Origin of the sequence: Dolichospermum sp. FACHB-1250, from assembly GCF_014696335.1 — a bacterium.
GTDB classification, from domain to species: domain Bacteria; phylum Cyanobacteriota; class Cyanobacteriia; order Cyanobacteriales; family Nostocaceae; genus Dolichospermum; species Dolichospermum planctonicum.
In genome coordinates this window covers 1-21,318 of the sequence record NZ_JACJPZ010000063.1, presented here as the reverse complement: position 1 = coordinate 21,318, position 21,318 = coordinate 1, and the positions used below count along the sequence as shown (strand labels likewise).

Annotated in this window: 21 protein-coding genes and 1 tRNA gene; 8 read left to right on the top strand and 14 right to left on the bottom strand. The window is 39.1% G+C overall.

Translation table 11 applies throughout. The annotated features are described in order from the left end of the window. Positions 1–608 precede the first annotated feature (608 nt). Complete coding sequence (locus tag H6F39_RS21060; protein WP_304506183.1) at positions 609–2,381, top strand: calcium-binding protein; 1,773 nt, start codon at positions 609–611, stop codon at positions 2,379–2,381. A 747-nt stretch (positions 2,382–3,128) separates the two neighbouring features. On the opposite strand, the gene H6F39_RS17755 is transcribed toward H6F39_RS21060, so the two are convergent. The 3 genes from H6F39_RS17755 to H6F39_RS17745 all read right to left on the bottom strand — a co-directional run bounded on the left by H6F39_RS17755 (position 3,129) and on the right by H6F39_RS17745 (position 4,612). Further along, positions 3,129–3,677, bottom strand: a complete 549-nt coding sequence (locus H6F39_RS17755) for a thermonuclease family protein (RefSeq protein WP_190372697.1) — start codon at positions 3,675–3,677, stop codon at positions 3,129–3,131. 14 nt (positions 3,678–3,691) lie between these two features. Beyond that, positions 3,692–4,483: an RNA methyltransferase gene (locus tag H6F39_RS17750; protein WP_137906838.1), complete on the bottom strand. Its 792-nt coding sequence runs from the start codon at positions 4,481–4,483 to the stop codon at positions 3,692–3,694. Between the two features lie 47 nt (positions 4,484–4,530). Then, positions 4,531–4,612: transfer RNA gene (locus H6F39_RS17745), tRNA-Leu, on the bottom strand. A gap of 483 nt (positions 4,613–5,095) precedes the next feature. Between H6F39_RS17745 and murA the strand changes: the two genes are divergently transcribed. Continuing rightward, positions 5,096–6,442: a UDP-N-acetylglucosamine 1-carboxyvinyltransferase gene (gene murA, locus H6F39_RS17740; RefSeq protein ID WP_190372700.1), complete on the top strand. Its 1,347-nt coding sequence runs from the start codon at positions 5,096–5,098 to the stop codon at positions 6,440–6,442. A 184-nt stretch (positions 6,443–6,626) separates the two neighbouring features. Further along, the gene (locus tag H6F39_RS17735; RefSeq protein WP_190372699.1) at positions 6,627–7,733 is read left to right on the top strand and encodes a Gfo/Idh/MocA family protein; all 1,107 of its coding nucleotides are present in this window, start codon (positions 6,627–6,629) and stop codon (positions 7,731–7,733) included. 188 nt (positions 7,734–7,921) lie between these two features. On the opposite strand, the gene H6F39_RS17730 is transcribed toward H6F39_RS17735, so the two are convergent. After that, the gene (locus H6F39_RS17730; RefSeq protein WP_190397150.1) at positions 7,922–8,773 is read right to left on the bottom strand and encodes a universal stress protein; all 852 of its coding nucleotides are present in this window, start codon (positions 8,771–8,773) and stop codon (positions 7,922–7,924) included. A gap of 407 nt (positions 8,774–9,180) precedes the next feature. After that, positions 9,181–10,119, bottom strand: coding sequence for a glycosyltransferase (locus H6F39_RS17725; RefSeq protein WP_190397149.1), 939 nt, complete (start codon positions 10,117–10,119; stop codon positions 9,181–9,183). Between the two features lie 137 nt (positions 10,120–10,256). Here H6F39_RS17725 and H6F39_RS17720 point away from each other — a divergent pair, with 137 nt between their 5' ends. Further along, complete coding sequence (locus H6F39_RS17720) at positions 10,257–11,456, top strand: argininosuccinate synthase (RefSeq protein ID WP_137906834.1); 1,200 nt, start codon at positions 10,257–10,259, stop codon at positions 11,454–11,456. Positions 11,457–11,561: 105 nt separating this feature from the next. Here H6F39_RS17720 and H6F39_RS17715 read toward each other — a convergent pair whose 3' ends face one another. After that, positions 11,562–12,191: a DedA family protein gene (locus H6F39_RS17715; RefSeq protein WP_137906833.1), complete on the bottom strand. Its 630-nt coding sequence runs from the start codon at positions 12,189–12,191 to the stop codon at positions 11,562–11,564. A gap of 307 nt (positions 12,192–12,498) precedes the next feature. On the opposite strand from H6F39_RS17715, the gene H6F39_RS17710 reads away from it, so the two are divergent. Then, complete coding sequence (locus H6F39_RS17710; protein ID WP_137906832.1) at positions 12,499–12,852, top strand: STAS domain-containing protein; 354 nt, start codon at positions 12,499–12,501, stop codon at positions 12,850–12,852. 138 nt (positions 12,853–12,990) lie between these two features. Here H6F39_RS17710 and H6F39_RS17705 read toward each other — a convergent pair whose 3' ends face one another. Both H6F39_RS17705 and rpsF read right to left on the bottom strand, forming a co-directional pair. Further along, positions 12,991–13,512: an Npun_F5560 family protein gene (locus H6F39_RS17705; protein WP_137906911.1), complete on the bottom strand. Its 522-nt coding sequence runs from the start codon at positions 13,510–13,512 to the stop codon at positions 12,991–12,993. A 169-nt stretch (positions 13,513–13,681) separates the two neighbouring features. Then, positions 13,682–14,005, bottom strand: a complete 324-nt coding sequence (rpsF, locus tag H6F39_RS17700) for a 30S ribosomal protein S6 (RefSeq protein ID WP_137906831.1) — start codon at positions 14,003–14,005, stop codon at positions 13,682–13,684. A 293-nt stretch (positions 14,006–14,298) separates the two neighbouring features. Between rpsF and H6F39_RS17695 the strand changes: the two genes are divergently transcribed. Then, positions 14,299–15,072 carry a fumarylacetoacetate hydrolase family protein gene (locus H6F39_RS17695; protein ID WP_190397148.1) on the top strand — a complete coding sequence of 258 codons (774 nt, stop codon included), beginning with the start codon at positions 14,299–14,301 and terminating at the stop codon, positions 15,070–15,072. 3 nt (positions 15,073–15,075) lie between these two features. Here the strand turns inward: H6F39_RS17695 and H6F39_RS17690 are convergent, their stop codons facing one another. Then, on the bottom strand, positions 15,076–15,552 hold the full coding sequence (locus H6F39_RS17690; protein ID WP_190372695.1) for a Tic20 family protein: 477 nt from the start codon (positions 15,550–15,552) through the stop codon (positions 15,076–15,078). Positions 15,553–15,631: 79 nt separating this feature from the next. Further along, positions 15,632–15,829, bottom strand: a complete 198-nt coding sequence (locus H6F39_RS17685; RefSeq protein ID WP_137906828.1) for a hypothetical protein — start codon at positions 15,827–15,829, stop codon at positions 15,632–15,634. Positions 15,830–16,264: 435 nt separating this feature from the next. Between H6F39_RS17685 and glyA the strand changes: the two genes are divergently transcribed. After that, positions 16,265–17,554, top strand: coding sequence for a serine hydroxymethyltransferase (glyA, locus tag H6F39_RS17680; RefSeq protein WP_190397147.1), 1,290 nt, complete (start codon positions 16,265–16,267; stop codon positions 17,552–17,554). Positions 17,555–17,726: 172 nt separating this feature from the next. Here the strand turns inward: glyA and psbM are convergent, their stop codons facing one another. The 4 genes from psbM to tgt form a co-directional block, all read right to left on the bottom strand. Further along, positions 17,727–17,834, bottom strand: coding sequence for a photosystem II reaction center protein PsbM (gene psbM, locus H6F39_RS17675; RefSeq protein WP_071604776.1), 108 nt, complete (start codon positions 17,832–17,834; stop codon positions 17,727–17,729). Positions 17,835–18,051: 217 nt separating this feature from the next. Continuing rightward, positions 18,052–18,348 (bottom strand): 2Fe-2S iron-sulfur cluster-binding protein, encoded by a 297-nt coding sequence (locus tag H6F39_RS17670; RefSeq protein ID WP_028082439.1) that lies wholly within the window; start codon positions 18,346–18,348, stop codon positions 18,052–18,054. Between the two features lie 143 nt (positions 18,349–18,491). Continuing rightward, entirely contained in the window at positions 18,492–18,629 is a 138-nt protein-coding gene (locus H6F39_RS17665; RefSeq protein WP_006195022.1) for a photosystem II reaction center protein K, read from the bottom strand. A 129-nt stretch (positions 18,630–18,758) separates the two neighbouring features. Next, the gene (gene tgt, locus H6F39_RS17660; RefSeq protein ID WP_190397146.1) at positions 18,759–19,895 is read right to left on the bottom strand and encodes a tRNA guanosine(34) transglycosylase Tgt; all 1,137 of its coding nucleotides are present in this window, start codon (positions 19,893–19,895) and stop codon (positions 18,759–18,761) included. Positions 19,896–20,090: 195 nt separating this feature from the next. Here tgt and cobS point away from each other — a divergent pair, with 195 nt between their 5' ends. Next, positions 20,091–20,864, top strand: a complete 774-nt coding sequence (cobS, locus tag H6F39_RS17655; protein ID WP_190397145.1) for an adenosylcobinamide-GDP ribazoletransferase — start codon at positions 20,091–20,093, stop codon at positions 20,862–20,864. The last annotated feature ends 454 nt before the right edge of the window (positions 20,865–21,318 follow it).

Genomic DNA, 21,318 nt, shown 5'->3' with positions numbered 1-21,318 from the left:
AGATAGGGATAATCCTGTATCACGAGCTAAAACTCTTTGGTTAGGGTATCCGTTGTCTGTAACTGCTAATTTTACTTTGGCAATGCAGTCATGACGAACTCTCAGTGATCTTGGCATTGATTTTTGTTAAGTAGTTGTTCACTTAGTTATTCACCTATATGGTGGGATGCTGGTATTTTAGGCAATTACCCATAACTTTAATTGTCTTTTTCCAAGCTAATAGATCAAGTAAGTAAATGTCAACTATGTACTTTACGGCTGATTTATCATCTATCTTGAGATAGATATTTAAACCATATTGGTGTCCGGTCGGTTACAAAGTCAATACAAAGTCTTTAAACCATATTGGTATTAAGGCGATCGCAAAGTCAGTACAAAGTCAGTACAAAGTCAGTACAAAATTGGTATAAAAATCTGTAAAGGTATGATATTATCGAGAAAATAACCATTCACAATACATAGGGTTATCTCCATGGCAATAATTTCATTTTTCAAGAACCTTGGCAACATCTCTATTCCAAACAGCGGGACAAGTAATCCTTATCCTTCAATTATCAATGTTTCTGGAACCAGTGGTAGCTTGACTAAGCTAACAGTCACCCTGGCCCCTGGCCAACCTCAACCATACCTATCCAGATGACATTGATGTGCTTTTAGTAAGTCCAACGGGCGCGAACAGCATCCTGATGTCTGATGCAGGGGATAGTGATGATATAAACAACGTTACTTTGACTTTTGATGCCACTGCCACTTCTAGTCTTCCTGACAGTGCCATTAGCAGTGGTACTTATCGGCCAACTAATTATTATGACGGGGACTTTTTTGACTCTCCTGCCCCCGCAGGACCTCACAATGCAGACTTTTCTGTTTTTAACGGTACTAACCTCAACGGTGAGTGGCGGCTCTACATATTCGATGGTGCCAGTGGTGATGTGGGAAATGTTGCTGGTGGTTGGTTTCTCTCAATTGAAACCGACCCTGGTGATGATAGTAATAACAACCTTCAGGGTACTATAGTTGATGACATAATCACTGGTCTTGGTGGTGATGATACCTTAGTTGGTGGTGCGGGTAACGACACCCTCGATGGTGGTGCGGGTAACGACACCCTCGATGGTGGTGCAGGTGTTGATAGCTTAGTTGGTGGTGCGGGTGTTGATGTCTATATTGTTGATAACACTTATGAAATCATTACTGAAAATGCCAATGACGGTGTAGACACCATTAATACTATTGTCACCTACATTCTTAGAGATGCTCTCAACGTAGAAAACCTGACTTTACTAGATGGCGCTATTAACGGTACAGGAAACGCAGCTAATAACGTCATTACGGGTAACTCAGCCGCTAATATCCTCAATGGTGGTGCTGGTAATGATACCCTTATTGGTGGTGCTGGTAATGATACTTATTATGTGGACAATACAGCAGATATCATCACAGAAGTTGATAATGGAGGAAATGATAGTGTTTTGACTGATGCAAATTACGCCCTAAGCGAATCTGTGGAAAACCTGACGTTGCAAGGAACAGCTACTATTAACGGTACAGGGAACGCAGCTAATAACATCATTACAGGTAACTCAGCCGCTAACACCCTCACAGGTAATGCTGGTAATGATACCCTCAATGGTGGTGCTGGTAATGATACCCTCAATGGTGGTGAGGGTGCTGATACCCTCAATGGTGGTACGGGTATTGATAGCCTCATTGGTGGTGCTGGTAATGATATCTATTATGTGGACAATACAGCAGATATCATCACAGAAGTTGATAATGGAGGAAATGATAGTGTTTTGACCGATGCAAATTACGCCTTAAGCAACTCTGTGGAAAACCTGACGTTGCAAGGAACAGCTACTATTAACGGTACAGGAAACGCAGCTAATAACTTCATTACAGGTAACTCAGCCGCTAACACCCTCACAGGTAATGCTGGTAATGATACCCTCAATGGTGGTGCTGGTAATGATATCCTTACCGGAGGAGTTGGAAAAGATACTTTAACTGGAGGGCTGGGAGTAGACCGTTTTGACTACCGCACTTTAGCTGATTCTGTTTTCAGTAACTTTGATGTTATTACCGACTTCAATGCTACTACTGGCAATGATTTATTAGTTGTTTCCACTGTCACCAGCTTCTATGATGCCGGGGCTGTGGCAATATTTAGTACATCTGAAATTGCAAAAAACTTACCTGCTACTGTGTTTACTGCTAACTCTGCGGCTCAATTTACCCTTGGTACTGGTGCTAATATCCGTACTTTTGTCGCTATTAATGACGCTACCGCAGGATTTAATGCCACTACTGATGCAATTATTGAGGTAAGAGGTTTAACTAGTCCTTTAGGACTCAATAACTTTACAACTGCCTTAGTGTAGTTTCTGGTATCCTCGAGGTAAACCACTTTGTAGAGACGTTTCATGAAATGTCTCTACATTAGCTTTAGTTTCTCCTGTAATTGATGGGATATGATCAAGATTCAATTATTAATAACCGCACATTAGACAATTTAAACGATTTGATAATATGGTGCGTTACTAATCGCTAACACACCCGACATACCATAAGTTAACCTATTTGTCAATGGTATATTTGTTTTACTAGTCAAAGTACATGATTTGCTGAATAATTTTTTCCCAATTGACTCTTTCAAACCACTGCTAATTTGTAAAGTTTTGTATATTTTTTCAAAATTGATCTCTGAAAGGACTATAAATAAAGACTTTTATAGATCATCTTTTGAGCAGGGTGTAAAATTGACAATAGTAACCCAATTATGAAATTCTCAATAATTCTAGCAAATCGCCGAAAGTATTGCCAGCTCGTTGCTAAATAAAAATAATTCTCAATTAATTGTTAAGAAAATCTAAAGTTGAATTTTCCTAAGTTATGAATATTAAAAGTATTATCTTATTATGATAAGTTTTAATTATGATTTATTGTGAACTCAGTTATAAGTAGTGATAACGGAAACAATAAACTCAAAACGCACCAGGAAAAGAGGATTTTATAGAGATAATTTAGAATTATATATGTTTAAGCCCTTGTAAAGCGATCGCTTTTAATGATTTACAATGATTTACGTGGTTGTATCATTTAAAAATAGGTTTCTACATGAGAGTTATTTACTTATTTGCTTGTCTATAATTCCAAGGATTAACAAATTTGCTATCACCCCAAACGCCAATTCTTTGTTGTCGGGCTTCTGCCTCAGCTTGTTGTAATATATTCTGACTGGGACATTTATTTAAATAGGGATGATATAGTTTAGCTAACCCTTCTTTTAACAATATTTGCTGTAAAAACGTGCCATCTTTTAACCGCACTTCGGCTATTTTTCTACCGTAAGAGTCGCTATCTGTCATATTTAACTTGACACGATTGTCTGTTTGTTTAATTAGTTCCTCTATCCGTGTTTTTGCTTTCACACCCCAAGCAAACTGGTTCACATCTCTGCTAATTTTACTCCTCTTTTCTTTGTGAGAATGGGGTATTTCTGGAGCATCAACACAAGCAAACCGCACGGTCAAATTTTTACCATCTTCACTTTTTAATATCAATGTATCACCATCCCTGACCCGTTCCACCAGATCACCTGCAGCAGCAAACCAGCTATCACAGGCTAGTAAACCAAAAGTCATCATCACCGCACCCAGCCTTAACCTTTGTTTCATAACAATCAGCAGTATCAGTATTCATGGCTATAAATTCTTTGTCTATGAGCTTCATACAACATTAAAGCAGCAGTAATCCCCACATTTAAAGATTCTACCCCAGGACTAAGGGGAATTTTCACCTGAATATCTGCCAAAGCGGCCAAATCTGCTGATAATCCTGCTCCTTCATTACCCAATAATATTAAACTAGGCTTACACCAGTCCACTTGCCAATAAGTCAAATCGGCATTAGGTAATGTGGCTACTACCTGTATTCCTGCTTGCTGACTTTCCTCAACGGTAGCTTTCAAATCTTCACTGACAGTCATGTTTAAACGAAACCATTGACCAGCAGAAGCCCGTAAAACCTTGGGATGATCTAAGTCTACACTATCGGCGCTCAACCATAAACCTGATGCCCCTGCGGCTGCGGCCGTACGAATTATAGTTCCCAAATTACCGGGATCTTGGACGGTTTCCAAAGCCAGAACTAAACCTGTCGGAGAAATTTTTCTTGACTGTGCTTCTCGTGGAGCGATCGCTACTATACCATCAGGATTAACAGTTGTGGCCATTGCTGCTAAAACTTCTGGGCTGACAATTTCTGTGCGATCGCAATGGGTACAAACAGCCTTCCATAATTGAGGATGGTTCATTTCCCATTGAGGAGTACAGCATACCGCATTTAACGGATAACCAACCGCACAAGCTTCCTCTAGTAAATGAGTTCCTTCCAATAAAAATAGCTGCTGTTTATGCCTCTCCTTAGGAGAGTGTAACTTACGAACTTGCTTAACCAGGGAATTTTGTAAACTTGTTAACACAATCTTAGACTTGAGATTTCGGACTTGAGATCAGTCCCAAATTGAGATGCGGAACCCGGGACTTGAACCCGGAAGCCTTGCGGCACTAGAACCTGAATCTAGCGCGTCTGCCAATTCCGCCAGTTCCGCTGACATTCAATTTTATTCATAGACTATTATTATCGCCTAACTGTTGGTATTTGTCAAGAAAAAAATTGGCAGAATAGAAAAATTGACATACTCACCGACCTGAAGGTGCGATGATTCTTGACACTTCACTGGAACACGCCACAAGTGGTCTTATCGTCCCTCCATGTCCGTTTAAAGTCTCCCAATGCCATAAGGCGACTATGACCAAATTTTAACATAAAGCCGTCCTAAAAGCGATGCACTGAGCTTGCCGAAGTGGACGGGGCTTGTATCCCAGATTTTTGGTCATCGGAAAAAATTGTCCCTTCCCGCCAATCTCCATTTTTCCAGTTAACTTTGCCGACTGCATGATAAAATCTAACGACCTTATAGCCTTAACTTAGCGAAAAATTTTTCTAGCTTCATCAAGCTGAGGAATTATTAATGTAAAATCAAAACCAACATCAAACCTTTATAATTACGTATTTTTTTGGAGGCAGGCTTATTAATTCTTCTAGCAGCTTACCAGAGGTGAAGTCCTCATTGGCAGTGGACTCCTCAGTCTTGCAAATCTGTGGTGGATATCCTTTGGCAGGTCATGTAAAAATTAGCGGAGCAAAGAATTCCGCACTGGTAATCATGGCCGGAACTTTACTATGTTCCGGTGATTGTCGCATTCGTAACGTTCCTTTATTAGCGGACGTAGATAGCATGAGACAAGTCTTATCAGCTTTAGGACTACGTTTAAGTAGAGAAGGTGATATTTTAGATATTGATGCTCGTGAAATTACCACATCTAAAGCCCCTTATGAACTTGTTACCCAACTACGAGCCAGCTTTTTTGCCATTGGTCCGATTTTAGCCCGGTTAGGAGTAGCACAGATGCCCTTACCAGGAGGTTGTGCCATTGGTGCTAGACCAGTAGATTTGCACGTTCGGGGACTGCAAGCCATGGGTGCAGAGGTGCAAATTGAACATGGTATTTGTCATGCTCACGTTCCTGGAAATAAGGGCAGATTAAGAGGCGCGAAAATCTACTTAGATACTCCCAGTGTCGGAGCGACGGAAACCTTAATGATGGCTGCTACCTTAGCAGACGGGGAAACTATCTTAGAAAATTCCGCCAGAGAGCCAGAAGTAGTAGATTTAGCCAACTTCTGTAACTCAATGGGTGCAAAAATTCAAGGTGCGGGAACAAGTACAATTACTATAGTTGGTGTGCCTAAATTACACTCTACAGATTATACCATTATTCCTGACCGGATTGAGGCTGGAACATTTTTAATTGCTGGAGCAATTACACGCTCTGAATTGCTTCTATCCCCAGTTGCACCTGAGCATTTAATTCCCGTCATTGCCAAATTACAGGAAATAGGTGTATCAATTGTTGAAGAATGTGAGGATTGTTTACGGATTTTACCCGCTAAAACCCTGAAAGCTATCAATATTGATACCTTGCCTCATCCCGGTTTTCCCACGGATATGCAAGCGCCTTTTATGGCTTTATTAACTTTGGCGGCAGGTGATAGTATCATTAATGAATCAGTGTTTGAAAATCGCTTGCGTCATGCTTCTGAGTTGAACCGTTTGGGGGCAGATATTCGTGTCAAAGGTAACACTGCTTTTGTTCGCGGCGTGCCAATGTTATCGGGCGCACCAGTGATAGGTACGGATTTAAGAGCTTCCGCAGCCTTAGTTTTAGCAGGGTTAGCAGCATCAGGAACAACCACAGTTCAAGGACTGCAACATTTAGATCGGGGGTATGACCGACTTGATATGAAGTTGCAGCAATTAGGAGCAAAAATTATGCGTGTCAATAAAGCATATAAAGATGCAGATTTACCCAATTAAGATACTAATTCTCCAGCCTCAACTGTAGGTGAGAGAATTTTGTATTTACTAACTTAATGGCAATTGTTTTTACCTGTTAATTAAACAGCAGATTAATAACTTTCGCCATTGAGGTTTCTCAAAAGGCAATTATTTGCTACAATTATTGATTAAATAAACTGAAATAAACTTGAAAAAATTCGATATGATTGGGGTAGCAATTGTTGGTACAGGATTTGGTCAAAAAGTACACATTCCCGCATTTCAAGCACATCATAATACTAAAATTGTCGCTGTTTATCATCGAGATATTCATCAAGCTAAAACTATTGCGGAAACTCACAATATCCCCGATGCTAGTGATAATTTAGGAGAAATTCTGGCTTTACCTGCTGTTGAAGCTGTGAGTATTTCTACACCACCATTTTTACACTATGAAATGGCCAAAGAAGTCTTACAAGCTGGTAAACACCTTTTATTAGAAAAACCTGTAACTTTAAATGTCAATGAAGCCAAAGAATTATATCAGTTAGCAAAAAATCAAGGTGTAATTGCTACTGTAGATTTTGAATTTCGGTTTGTTCCCCAATGGCAATTTTTCGCTCAACTCCTAGCTGGAAATTATGTAGGGAATATTCGGTTAATTAAAATTGACTGGTTGGGTTCTTCTCGTGCTGATGTTTCTCGTCCTTGGAATTGGTATTCTAGTCAAGAAAAAGGTGGTGGTGTATTAGGTGCTTTAGGTTCTCATGCTTTTGATTATATTAACTGGTTATTCGGTGCAGTTGGGAAATTAAACGCTCATTTAATGACTGCTATTCCTGAAAGAATTAACCCCGCCACTGGTGAATTACAATTAGTTGATAGTGATGACACTTGTTTATTATCTCTAGAATTGGTTGATGGTACACCTGTCCAAGTCTGTATTAGTGCGGTTATTCATGCACCTAGAACCCATTGGATAGAAGTATATGGAGATAAGGGAACATTGGTTTTAGGTAGCAAAAATCAAAAAGACTATATTCATGGCTTTCAGGTTTGGAGTTCTCAACCGGGTGAACCTTTAAAAGAAATAGCCATTCCCCAGGAATTTCTCTTTCCTCAATATTATCATGATGGGCGGATTTGCGCTTTGTTGCGTGTTGTTGATGAATGGGTAAAAGGAATTACTAACCATGCACAAACTACACCTTCTTTGCAAGCAGGGGTTTATTCCCAATTACTCATGGATTTATCCCACCAATCTCATGATATAGGAAATTGGGTAAATGTGCCAAGTTTAGCAGAGTTTTTGAATGATGAGAAAATATGACATGAACTGGTGGAAGTATGTATTTTCAACAAAATACCACAAACAATGATCAGATATTTTGGGGATTTATGTACAAAAGAACAAAAGTAGGGATAATTCATGAAATTGCCCCTACTAGACAAAAATCAGGTTTATGGCTACTCCACTCAAGCTAGAAGTTACATCTGAGTTGATAGTCCCTCCAAGGACTAACCAGTGGTTCGCGCCAAAAGAACTGGACAAGTAGCATTAACACGAACATAGTCAGATAAAGACGCGCCTATAAGACGATCTATATCAACAAAACTCTTAGCGATAGATGGTCGACGGTCTGGAGAACCAATTAATAATAAGTCTATATTCAACTCACTAGCCAAACGACAAATTTCTTCCCCCGGTTTACCACTGCTAGTAACACAACGTACTGCTACAGATTGCCTTTCTGCTTCAGCTAAAGCCATTCCCAATACAGAACTTCTTTCTGGTTTAAGATCAGTAATACCTGATAATTTGCCACCTAAATCTGTATTAACATTAGCTAAAATTAATTGTCCACCTACAACACCCCGGAGCAGGAACAAAGCTAAATTTAAACAATTTTTGGCAGACTCAGAATTATCCATTGCCACCATAACGCGCTTAATGTTTTTGACATAAATATCATCTTTCACAAGCAACATGGGACGGGAAGACAATTGAAAAACGTACTGACTAACGGAATTAGATAAAATTGATTGTAACCGCTTCAGTCCTCGTGAACCCATAATAATCAAATCAGCATCCATTTCATCCGCGACTTGACAAACCACATCCTTGGGATCACCTTGACGCAAAATAGAAGAAACTTGGCTGGGATCTAAGTTTAAATACTGAATAGCCTTAGCCAGAATTTTGCCACCTTCTTCCCATTTATCCGTCATGACAGCAGCAGTGCTTTGTGGAGTAACAACGTGAAGAACCGTTACCTTCGCACCTTGAAATGAAGGCATTTCTTTCAAGTTCTTGAGCATTTCTTCTGCGTGTCCCAAACCAGAGACAGCCAACAAAATTTTTTGGATCATTTTTACGTCTTTGTCGTGAGGGTTTTTGTGGTTTTTGCTGCTAGTATTGAGCTATGGCTGCACCAAGCAAGCTATCAGAGAGTTTTTTTTCTGACGTGCTGAACAACCAAGTTAAGTATTTAGGCATAAATGAACCAATTAGCAGTAAAACTAATACCAACAAGCAAAAGAGTGATCAATATTAAGTTTCTTTACGCCTAATTACGTGAAGTTACAACTAGGTTGCCTATCATTAAGCATACAGCTAATTGTGTCTGATGAAATTAATAAAATATGATGTTAGTCAGTAAGCATCTCCAAAAATTAAACAAAAATTAAACAAAAATTAAATATGTGTATTCTAGAATGAATGAACCACGAAGAGGGTAAAAACAGGAAGGAAAGAGGTCTTGGGCTACTGCTTTGATTTATTTACTCTTTATCTCAACATAAGCTGCATAAACACTTTTCACATTATACCAATTTAAGAAAATCCGCGCCACTTCTAAGGCTAGTTGTGGTTTACCCAAATCAATCAACCATTGTAAAAAGGGAGACATAGTTCTTTCATTTACAAGGCCATTTAACGAAAGAATACCCCATAATAAACAATGAAACCAAGTCATTTGAATCATCATTTTTACTTCCCAAGTGGGATGTTTTTGATAAAATAAAACTCCCATTCTGCCCCGTTGAATTTCCTGATCAATTAATTTGGGAATTTGTTGTAAACTAAAGGGTGGATGCCAATGATAACCAACAGCTTCGGGACATTTAATTAGTTTTAAACCCAGATTTTTTAACCTGACACCTAATTCTAGATCTTCCCAACCATAGAGTTGAAAACTATGATCAAATAACCCGGCTTTCACTAACCAATGTTTGGGAATAGCGACATTACCCGTAGCAAAGAAAGCAGCGGAAAAATCTGTGATTTTATAAGGCTCTGCGGTGGGATTGGTAAAATTACAAGTATTAATTACAGCACCATAGGTAAAAAAGCTGTCGCTTCCTAATTTCTCTTTTCCTTGTATCAAAGCATTTGTATGAGCTTGGAGGAAATTCGGTAAAACCACTAAATCACTATCAATAAAAATAATTGTATCACCACAGGCTTTTTCTACCCCTAAATTTCGCGCAGCAGCCGGTCCTGCATGATTCTGTTCAAAGCAGCGGACATGAGAAAATTCGTCTTTATGTAATTCTAACCAATTAAAAGTACCATCATTAGAACCATCATCTACCAATACGACTTCATAACCTTCTATGTGATTCTCGTTGCTTAACTGCTGTAATTCTAAAGCGCGGAGACACTTTTCTAAAATTGGTAAGCGATTATAAGTGGGAATAACAATACTCAAAAACACAGTTTTACCTAAAATACTATTGCTTGTATTGAGAATCAGACAAATATAGCAAAGTTACCGTTGCACAAAAAAAATATACGCTAGGTAAGTCAGATATAATAATGACTCATTCTTTGTTTTCCTGAGTGGAGAAATTCATGGGTCGCGCCAAAAAAGTTATTTTAGCATATTCTGGTGGAGTTGATACTTCCGTTTGTATTCCCTACTTAAAGCAAGAGTGGGGAGTAGAAGAGATAATTACCCTAGCAGCAGATTTAGGCCAGGGAGATGAATTAGAACCAGTTCGAGAAAAAGCCCTGAAATCAGGTGCAAGTGAGTCTTTAGTAGCGGATGTTAAGGATATCTTTGTTAAAGATTACGCATTTCCGTCAATTCAAGCTAACGCCCTCTATGAAAACCGCTATCCTTTAGGAACAGCCCTGGCTCGTCCTTTGATTGCTAAGATATTGGTAGAAGCGGCTGCTAAATATGGCGCAGATGCGATCGCTCACGGTTGTACGGGCAAAGGCAACGACCAAGTACGTTTTGACGTTTCCTGTGCAGCCCTCAACCCTAACTTGAAGATATTAGCACCAGCCAGGGAATGGGGTATGAGTCGAGAGCAAACCATTGCTTATGGTGAGAAGTTTGGTATTCCCGCACCAGTGAAAAAATCCTCTCCCTTCAGTATAGATAAAAACTTACTTGGTCGCAGTATTGAAGCTGGTACATTAGAAGACCCAGCAAACGAACCACCGGAAGAAATCTACGAAATGACCAAAGCCATAGCTGATACTCCCAACGAGCCGGAATATCTAGAAATTGGCTTCCAAAAAGGACTTCCTACCACCATTAACGGGACAGCGAAAAACCCGGTTGAGCTAATTGAACAACTCAATAAAATCGTGGGAAATCATGGTATTGGTCGCATTGACATGATTGAAAACCGCTTAGTCGGGATTAAATCACGGGAAATTTACGAATCACCAGCAATGGTAGTTTTAATTAATGCTCACCGTGACTTAGAAAGTCTCACTTTAACAGCAGATGTCACCCAATACAAGCGAGGCATAGAAGAAACCTACACTAAACTAGTATATAACGGACTTTGGTATAGTCCTCTCAAAGCTGCTTTAGATGCTTTTATTCAACAAACACAAGAAAGAGTTTCTGGTGTAGTGCGGTTAAAGCTATTTAAAGGTAATGCCATAATTGTGGGGCGTTGGAGCGATAATACACTATATACCCCTGATTTAGCAACTTATGGCGCTGAAGATCAATTTGATCACAAAGCTGCGGAAGGTTTTATTTACGTTTGGGGTTTACCTACCCGCATTTGGGCGCAAGGTAATAAGTAGTAACATATAGTGTGTAGGGTGTAGGGAATAATTAACTATTTTACTCATCACCAATTTAGTATAGTCAAGCAGGTAAAATACCTGCTTAACCTGACCATTAATCCTTTACTCTTCCGTTTGCTGCTTCACTTCGCGGGACTCCAACCAAATTGGGACAATAATCACAGCAATTAGGATAAGTAACGCCAAAATTGCAAATTTACTTACCCAGGCCACCAATTGTTCTAGAGAAATAATTCTCCCCGCAAAAAAAGCTAAAGTCACCATGACACCACCCCACGCAGTCGCCCCAGCTACATTATAAATGAGGAATTTACCAAAGGGCATTTCTGCTATACCTGCCAGTGGTGAAGCAAAAATTCGCAATAAGGCAAAAAATCGCCCAAAAAATACAGCTTTAGCCGCGTTTTCCGTAAATTGCTCCTTAATACTCAACAGTCGTACCTCTGAAATGCGGAAAATCTTCCCAGCTTGTAGCAGAAAAGGCCAACCACCCACTCTACCTATCCAATAGCCGCAATTACCACCAATTACAGCCCCTCCAACCGCATTACCAAGAACCAGCCAATAATTTAATTCATTGCTACCAGCCAAAAAACCACCAACAATGGTTACGGTTTCCCCAGGGAGAGGAATACCCAAATTTTCTAGCAATATTCCCAAAAAAATCGCTAAATAACCATAATTATGAGCAATTTCTTGGATGTTTTCTAGTGAAATTAGCTCAAAAGACATCCGCTACCACCGAGTTTACAAATTTTTACCAATACCATATCTTTGCTTGTTTTTGGTGAGAGTGTCAAACTATTTAAATCAAATTATTTAAATAATGATAAGTTTGTTACCGAAATTAGGAAAAAATTATGCTTATACTAGAAAAACATATCAACAAATTATACGATATAAATACTGAGAAAATTTTCTCGACCGCGTTGCTGTTAATGCACATAAATTTGCGAAAATGGTCATTTTGCGGTTGAATTATAAACAGTATTAATGTCAGTCTTCTCTCTCATAGTCTTTCAAATACTCGGTTAAATTTATGACTCTTACACAAGAACGCCAAGTGATTTTGTTCAAACCCCAAGGTAGTATAGACCTAGACAGTGGTATGAACTTGAGTGAACAGATGGACCAAATTAAACCTCAAGTCCATCAACTTTGGGTTATAGATTTAGCAGATGTAGATTTTATGGATAGTTCTGGATTAGTTCCCCTTGTCAAAGGTCTGACCACGGCGCGTCAAAGTGGTTGTCGGTTAGTTCTTTGCAATGTCAAAGCCCCTGTGAAGTTGATTTTGGAACTTACCCAACTTGATTCAGTATTTGAAATTTTCCCAAGTTATGAAGATATTTTTACTCCTGTTGAAGATCAGCAGCTATTATTAGCCAGCTAATTTTTAGGATTTCCCTCATCAATACTTATAAACCGCAGTATCCAAAATTATAAATACTGCGGCATAAAAGTTTTGACGAGGAAAATACAGGCACAAATTTTAGGTGTTTTGAGGAGCAGATATATTATCTGTTACAATTTATAAACGAGGAAAAGTAGGTAAATCAATACCACCATGATTTGTGTGGCGGTTTTTCAGTGCTAAACGATAACTCACACTTTGCAATTCGGCTTGTAATTGGCGATTTTCCTTTTGTAATATGACTACCTGATCCCGCACTGGTTTTATGCGTTCCTCAAACTTACGGCGGTAAATTTGGGGTAATTCCTCTATTACCTGCTCTAACATTTTACTTTGATCAGTTAGCTTTTGCACTGACTGTCGTAGTTGATAAATTTCGGTATCACGAGTCCTAATTTCCTCTTCGTAGCATCTCACCTGCTCTTCCACAGATTGCAGTTGATCTCTTAGCACCTGCAATTGACTCAAGTCTATTCCTGGTTCGGATTGTGGTGGTGTAAAATTAATGTTACCCTTAACTAGCCCCAATAGTTCTTGAGATAACTGCTCTACTAATTGATCTCGCAGTTGTAACTCTTCCCGCAACCGGGATATTTCGGTAGACAGTTCTGGAATGTTTGGTATATCAGATTGGCTCACAGTCACTTATACCTCTTATGTATAACTGTGATATTAACATTCACGTTGTCTAAAAAGACCCTTCTTTTCCAGTTTACTGAAACTACCAAAATATATCTATCTTTTCACCCCATCACCTACTGAATAGGTAGGTGAACGGCTGATACTTTTCACCTAAAAAATGTTGTTATTAGGCTGCTGCTTCTGCTTCTACTTTCTGCTTGGGAACTTCTTGTTTAACTGTCATATAGCGAATTACTTCTTCGCTTAATCTCATAGCGCGTTCCATAATAGCGATCGCAGTTCCAGGTCCTGTATAATTCATTTGCACATAAACGCCATCACGATGCTTTTTAATTTCATAAGCCAGACGACGTTTACCACGGTTTTGAATTTCAATATTCTCAGCACCGTTTTCCCGAATCAAGTTTTCATATTTGGCAATTTGTTGTACTATTTGCTCATCTCCCAAATCAGGACGCAGAATGTACATCGTTTCGTAAACTGTGGTCATATTCGTTAATTCACCTTTTGGACAAAATGGCTGAAGAAGTGTTAATTCATACAAATATTGCTGTTAGCGATACTTTTATTGATCAACGTCTCAAACAACAAGGAATTTTGACAATTTTTTAGCTATTCCATGTTAGCACAATTTTCCCCAGTATTCCTTTCCTGCTAAACTTTATTTTTGGAGTAAATTTAGGAGGTTTTCCGTATTTATCTTATAATATAACCAGTTTTCAATGACAATCATTAGTCAAATCCTGGTTTAATAAAGCATATTTAAGGATATTTATTCAGGTTATGGCGCAGCGATATGTGCGAGTTCAAAGTCAAGAAGGTAAAATTTATTATGGGTTGCTCCAGTTATCCCAGAACGTGGAAGTCCTAGACGCTCCACCCTGGTTGCATGGTAAACCTATGGATTTAACCCTAGAAGCCAATTGTTATACAATTCTAGCTCCCTGCGCGCCAACAAAAATTGTCGCCGTGGGCAGGAATTATGTTGATCACGCAGCGGAAATGGGAACATCAGTACCCGCTGAACCGCTTATATTTTTGAAACCGCCTACATCTGTAATTGCGTCAGATAGAGAAATTAAATATCCCCAGCAATCTCAAAGGGTGGATTATGAAGGAGAGTTGGCCCTTGTGATTGGCGATCGCACAACTAATTGTACCCCAGACCAAGCCCAAAGTAAAATCTGGGGTTACACCATTGCCAATGATGTCACAGCCAGGGATTTACAACAAAAAGACCACCAATGGACAAGAGCTAAAGGTTTTGATACTTTTTGTCCTCTAGGTCCTTGGATTGTCCGAGAATTAAACCCAGGAGCTAAATTACAGACTTTTTTGAATGATCATCCCCATCCCGTCCAATCTGCTTGTATTGATCAAATGGTATTTTCCCCAGATTTTTTGGTGTCTTATATCAGTCAAGTGATGACTTTATTACCTGGTGATATAGTATTAACTGGTACGCCTATGGGAGTAGGGTCTTTGCAAATAGGCGATCGCATCTGTATAGAAATAGAAGGTATTGGTCGCCTAGAAAACACAGTTATCCGCAGTTAATCTTTAGCGTACCTGCATATAAACAGCATCGGAAATCGCCGGAATTTCCGCATACTTGCCCATTAATGACTGAGCAACGGAATAAACAACCGCTGCTACTATTCCCATAAAAATGGTTGTATAGAGTGTTTGCATAGCAAATCCACTACCAGGAACTAATTTGACAATATCAGTCAAAATGTCACATAAAAAGATCACAATATCTAAAATAATAGCTTGCATGGTATTGAAACGAATAAAATGACTAAGTTTCTCGTTTCTCACCACTAAAAGCCACAAAGCAAAGAAAATAATGATTTCTGCATAGCGAACACCATAGTAAATTCTTAACAGAGGTAAAAGCGGTAAAAATATCCGTCCCAGCAGTGGAAAATCACTCAGAAAGAACTGACCGAAGGCAAACACCTCAATTAAAGGCAATAAATAAGGTAAACAAGCGAAAATTCGATCAGGGAAAGTTGTAGACCCGCGCCAAGACATTTTATATTCTCCTATGAATAAATTTCAACAGCTATTGAGCTTAGGATAACGCAGATGCTTGATCTTGATAACAATCCAATCATTCTATATTGGCAACCCGAAAACCCATCATACACTCATATTGATCTGGCTGTTGTTGGGTAAAATTATTAATTGCTTGACCACAGCGCAGTTTTCCCCCACTCCAGCGAGGTTGTCCCTTACCATTTGCCAATAAACAAGACTGACAAACTGTTTCTGGGCTAAGGATTTGATTATCGGTGAAAATAACTAACATCTAAATCCCTTTTTGTTATAATTAGGAAAAATTTATATGAATGATTTAGGAAATGATTGAGGAAAAAATTCTGGCAACCTGAGAAGGCTGCTAAATGTACTTGATTTGATTGTATCTTAGATGTGTGAAATTTATGTTAAATTGAGTACCAAAAAATACATAAATTTAGATCACCACATTTACTAAAATCAATAATTCCTATATGATCACATTTCTAGTTCTCTAAATATTTTCAGCCTAAATTCTGATTATAGACAGGTTGCCCAGTAACTTTGCTGTACTGCATTTAATTTGTATGATTCTAGTGGGCAAGATGCCCGCACCACAACATCTAGCCAGATGAGGATTATCAAATTTAGAGGCGTAACAGCTTAGGTTTAACCGTGATTTCGATTTTCGTCAAATTCCATAACAAATTCCCTAAGGATAATCAAAGTGACCAAAACTAACTCAGACCTCTTAAAAAACTCCGACCCTATCATTAACGAACTAATTAATCAAGAACTACAGCGACAACGTGATCACTTAGAATTAATTGCCAGTGAAAACTTTACCTCCCCTGCCGTATTAGCCGCCCAATGTTCAGTATTAACCAATAAATACGCAGAAGGACTACCAGGTAAACGTTATTATGGTGGTTGTGAATTTGTTGACAAAATTGAACAAATAGCCATTGACCGAGCCAAACTGTTATTTGGTGCAGCCCATGCCAATGTTCAACCCCATTCTGGGGCGCAAGCTAATTTTGCCGTTTTTCTGACATTGTTAAAACCGGGAGACACAATTATGGGTATGGACTTGTCTCACGGAGGACATCTTACCCACGGTTCACCCGTGAATGTTTCTGGTAAATGGTTTGAAGTTCGTCATTATGGCGTAAGTAAAGAAACCGAACAATTAGACTATGATCAAATTCGGGATTTAGCTATTAAAGAACGGCCTAAACTGTTAATTTGTGGTTATTCAGCCTATCCCCGGATTATTGACTTTGCAAAATTCCGCAGTATTGCTGATGAAGTTGGCGCTTATTTACTCGCTGATATTGCTCATATTGCGGGTTTAGTCGCTACAGGCCATCATCCTAACCCCCTACCTTATTGTGATGTCGTCACCACCACAACCCATAAAACCTTACGTGGACCCCGTGGCGGCTTGATTTTGACTCGTGATCCAGAATTGGGAGAAAAGCTGGATAAATCAGTTTTCCCAGGAACTCAAGGGGGACCTTTAGAACACGTCATTGCTGGTAAAGCCGTAGCATTTGGTGAAGCTCTTAAACCTGAGTTTACACAATATTCTGCCCAAGTAGTTGAAAACGCCCGCGCTTTAGCTACCCAACTGCAAAACAGAGGCTTTAAGTTAGTATCTGATGGCACAGATAATCATTTAATGTTAGTAGATTTACGTTGTATTGACATGACTGGTAAAAAAGGAGATCAGCTAGTCAGCAGCGTGAATATCACCGCCAACAAGAATACAGTTCCCTTTGATACTAAATCGCCTTTTGTTACCAGTGGTTTAAGATTAGGTTCTCCCGCCATGACTACCAGGGGTTTAGGTGTGGCAGAATTTACCGAAATTGGTAATATTATTGCAGATCGGTTACTTTCTCCAGATTCAGAAATAGTAACTGCGGATTGTTTAAGACGAGTCGCGGCATTGTGCGATCGCTTTCCATTATATCCTCACATAGAAATTCCTGTACCAGTTTCTGTGAGTAGATAATGAGTATTCCCAGTCTGAGACTGGGAACGAAATTTTCAAAGGGCGGTTGAGGGAAGTTGAAACTAATTGAAACTAATTGAAACTAATTTATGGCTAGGTCACCCAAGCCATTAGGTTCTGACCCACCCTACCCAATGTAACTGGCAATTTACTGACGTTAACCGTTAACTAGTTAATTGCCTTCACGGCTTCCAGTTTGGATGTAAAGCATGATTAAAAAAACAGCAGGTACTAGTACGAACAAAATGCTCGCTATGAAACCCAAATCATTAACTTGCATAGGAAAATAGCCTTTTGTGTAATTTTTCTATTCAACTACTCTACAATAGCATCACAGATGACAAAGTGAAGCCAATTTTCTTAAACTCAAATAGACAACCGGGGACTAGAATCTCCAGCTAAACAACTAAAATCCGCAGACCTGGAACAAATAAAAATTAAAACCCACATAAGTGGGCTGTTTTTATATATAAACGTTTGCTAACTACCGATTTAACTTAGGGTTTGGTGATGACGCTAACAGGTCCATTAACTAGCGTTTGACAAGCTAGACGATAATTATCAGGCTTATTTTTGAATTTGCGGTTTTCTAAATCTGTGCGGGGAGAAAGGTTTTCTAGTCCTTCGGTAATTTGGACAACACAAGTAGTACATTGTCCCGCACCACCGCAATTAGTGATTTTACTGAGAAATGTATAAATATCAATCCCATTTTCTACGGCTTTGAGTCGGAGATTAGCGCCGTTTGCGGCCACTATTTCTTTATTCTCTTTGACAAATTTGATGTTTCCCATAGTGTATTCCTGGTGATTTAGTATGCGACTGGATTAATTATATTGATTTATTGCAAAATATTAAGAAATATTAATTTCATGCAAAAAAACAAAAAAATAGGACAGGTGTGCATTACCTGTCCAGAAAATTGCAGATGGGTAAGTTATCTGAAACCGACTGCTGCTTGCCAAACAAATGCAAGTAACAAGAAGAAAACGGGAATAACAGGTAAAACATCTACCAAGGGGTCGAAGATTTGGTAAGCTTCAGGCAGTTTTGCTAGTAATAGTGCTGCTTCCATGTTTGTTTAAATCCACCTAATAATCAAATACAGCTTTTATATGCGATACACATTTTAACATGGTTTGGTAATCCGATTTTGGATTTTAGATTTTAGATTTTGGATTGATTACAGAATTTATGATCATGATTAGTCCTCAGTTTTTTCTAAATCAATAGCATCATGTTGCAACCAATGACCAAAATCTGTTATAAAGCGATCGCTTAATATTGAAGCTCGAATCTTTTGAGTAAAGCGAATCAATTCAGTGATGTTATGAATAGTCAACAAAGTATAAGCTAATATTTCCTGCGATCGCACCAAATGAGATATATAAGCACGACTGAAATTTTCACAAGTGTAACATGGGCAAGTTGTATCCAGTGGGGTAAAATCTTCACGAAACTTAGCGTTTTTGAGATTCCAACGTTCACCGTCGACAATAGCTGTACCATGTCTAGCCCATCTAGTCGGAATCACACAATCAAATAAATCTACCCCAGAAGCGATCGCAATTGCCATTTCTCGATAAGTTCCCACACCCATCAAATAACGGGGTTTATTCACAGGTAACAACGGGGCTGTAGTTTGGACAATTTGCGCCATTAAATCCGTAGGTTCACCCACACTGACACCACCAATGGCATATCCAGGCATATCCAACTGCGCCAATTCCGCAGCAGCACGGGCGCGTAAATCTAAATATACTCCCCCTTGGACAATGGGAAACAATGCCTGATCCTGGCGTTGATGGGCTGATATAGAGCGTTTTAGCCAGCGATAGGTACGGTCAGTAGCGGCTTCCACTTCCTGACGAGTAGCAGGATAGGGAGGACATTCATCAAAAGCCATGATCACATCTGCCCCCAGAATATTCTGAATTTCAATAGAGCGTTCTGGAGTTAATTTAATCATTTGCCCATCGTGGGGAGAACGAAAAGTTACACCTTCTTCTGTAATTTTCCGCATCTCGCTCAAACTAAAAACCTGAAATCCACCTGAGTCCGTGAGCATGGGACCTGGCCAACCCATAAACTTATGTAACCCACCACCACCCGCAACAATAGCCTCTCCCGGTTGGAGATGTAAATGATAGGTATTAGCCAAAACCATTTGCGCTCCCGTTGCGGCCAATTGGGCAGGGGTGATAGTTTTCACATTAGCTAATGTTCCCACAGGCATAAACCTGGGCGTTTCTACTGGTCCGTGGGGAGTAGAAAATATTCCGGCTCTGGCTTTAGTCTGGCTACAGGTAGCGAGACATTCAAAAGAAAAATTGGCACTCAAGACAAAAATACAGTTTCGCTAAATTTATCCACCAACTTAACATTTTCTCGACTACTTGATGCAGTTTGTGGGGTTTTTGTCAATAAAATCAAATTGAGAAGCCACGTCTGGTCATCTGTGATAAATTATCTGTCTGGGAGTAATTGATGATCAGAACATTTATCAAACTTAATACTCATCAATAATTCAAGTGTTTTGGCTAAGATATTACGCTGGTGGCAACAGCAATTCTTAAATTTAGTTGCGGCTGTCATTTTCTATACCGCTATTCCCCTACCTAATGTGCAAAATTTAAACTTCCAAAAGGTTGCTTGTTTCGCGCCAGTAATTGGGTTAATGATTGGTGGTATTTTAGGTGGGTTAGATGTAGGTATGAATTATTTGGGTATTCCCATGCTAACCCGTAATGCTTTGGTAGTGGGTGCATGGATAGCAATTACCGGAGGATTACATTTAGATGGAGCAATGGATACAGCGGATGGTTTAGCAGTGGGTGATCCTCAACGGCGGTTACAGGTCATGATGGATAGTGCTACCGGTGCATTTGGGGCAATTTCCGCTATAATGATTATTATTTTGAAAATAACTGCTTTAACAGATATAGCTGAAAACCATTATTTAGTCTTCATGGCTGCTTGTGGGTGGGGACGTTGGGGACAACAAATAGCTATTTGTCAATATCCTTATCTGAAGCCTACTGGTAAGGGTGCATTTCATAAACAAGCCATTCGTTCTTATTTTGATTTATTTCCCAGTTGGTTTTTGTTAATTGGTTTAAGTGGTGTTGTTTGGGTAATCAATCCCCATAATTTAGTTTTAGCTGTGGGGATGGTTTTATCTGGGAGTGTGATTTCTGTTGTTACCCCAGCTTGGTTTAATTATAAATTAGGTGGACATACGGGAGATACCTATGGCGCTGTGGTGGAGTGGACTGAAGCGTTATTTTTGTGTGTAATTAGCAGTTTTTGATGAAGATGAAAATTAATCAACAGATATCCTCTTATAGATTTTGCAAAATTGAAAGATTTATCCCACATTCCGCACCATTAACTGTCACGATCTGTTATTACGGAATTTACTTCACAGAAAAGGAGTAAAAAATTACCTTTAGCTCAAAAAAATAGATTTTGGATAGAAAAATTTATTAGATATATTCTCAATAAAGAGCAATAAATACAAAAGTGGTTTGGTAGAGAATTTTAATAATATATAGGAATCCGGTTTGATTCTGTGAAGTTACTTGTGTGGTCAGGGAACAGGGAACTCTTAACTGGAAGAAAGACAGAATTGATACCTACTGAGTCTTGTATCCCACATTCCGCACCCCAAACTGTCACAGAGGTAAATTACGTAGAGAAAAAATTAAAGAGAGCATCAAAACAAACATATAAAGTGAAAAAAGGCATTTGAGAAACAGTAAATC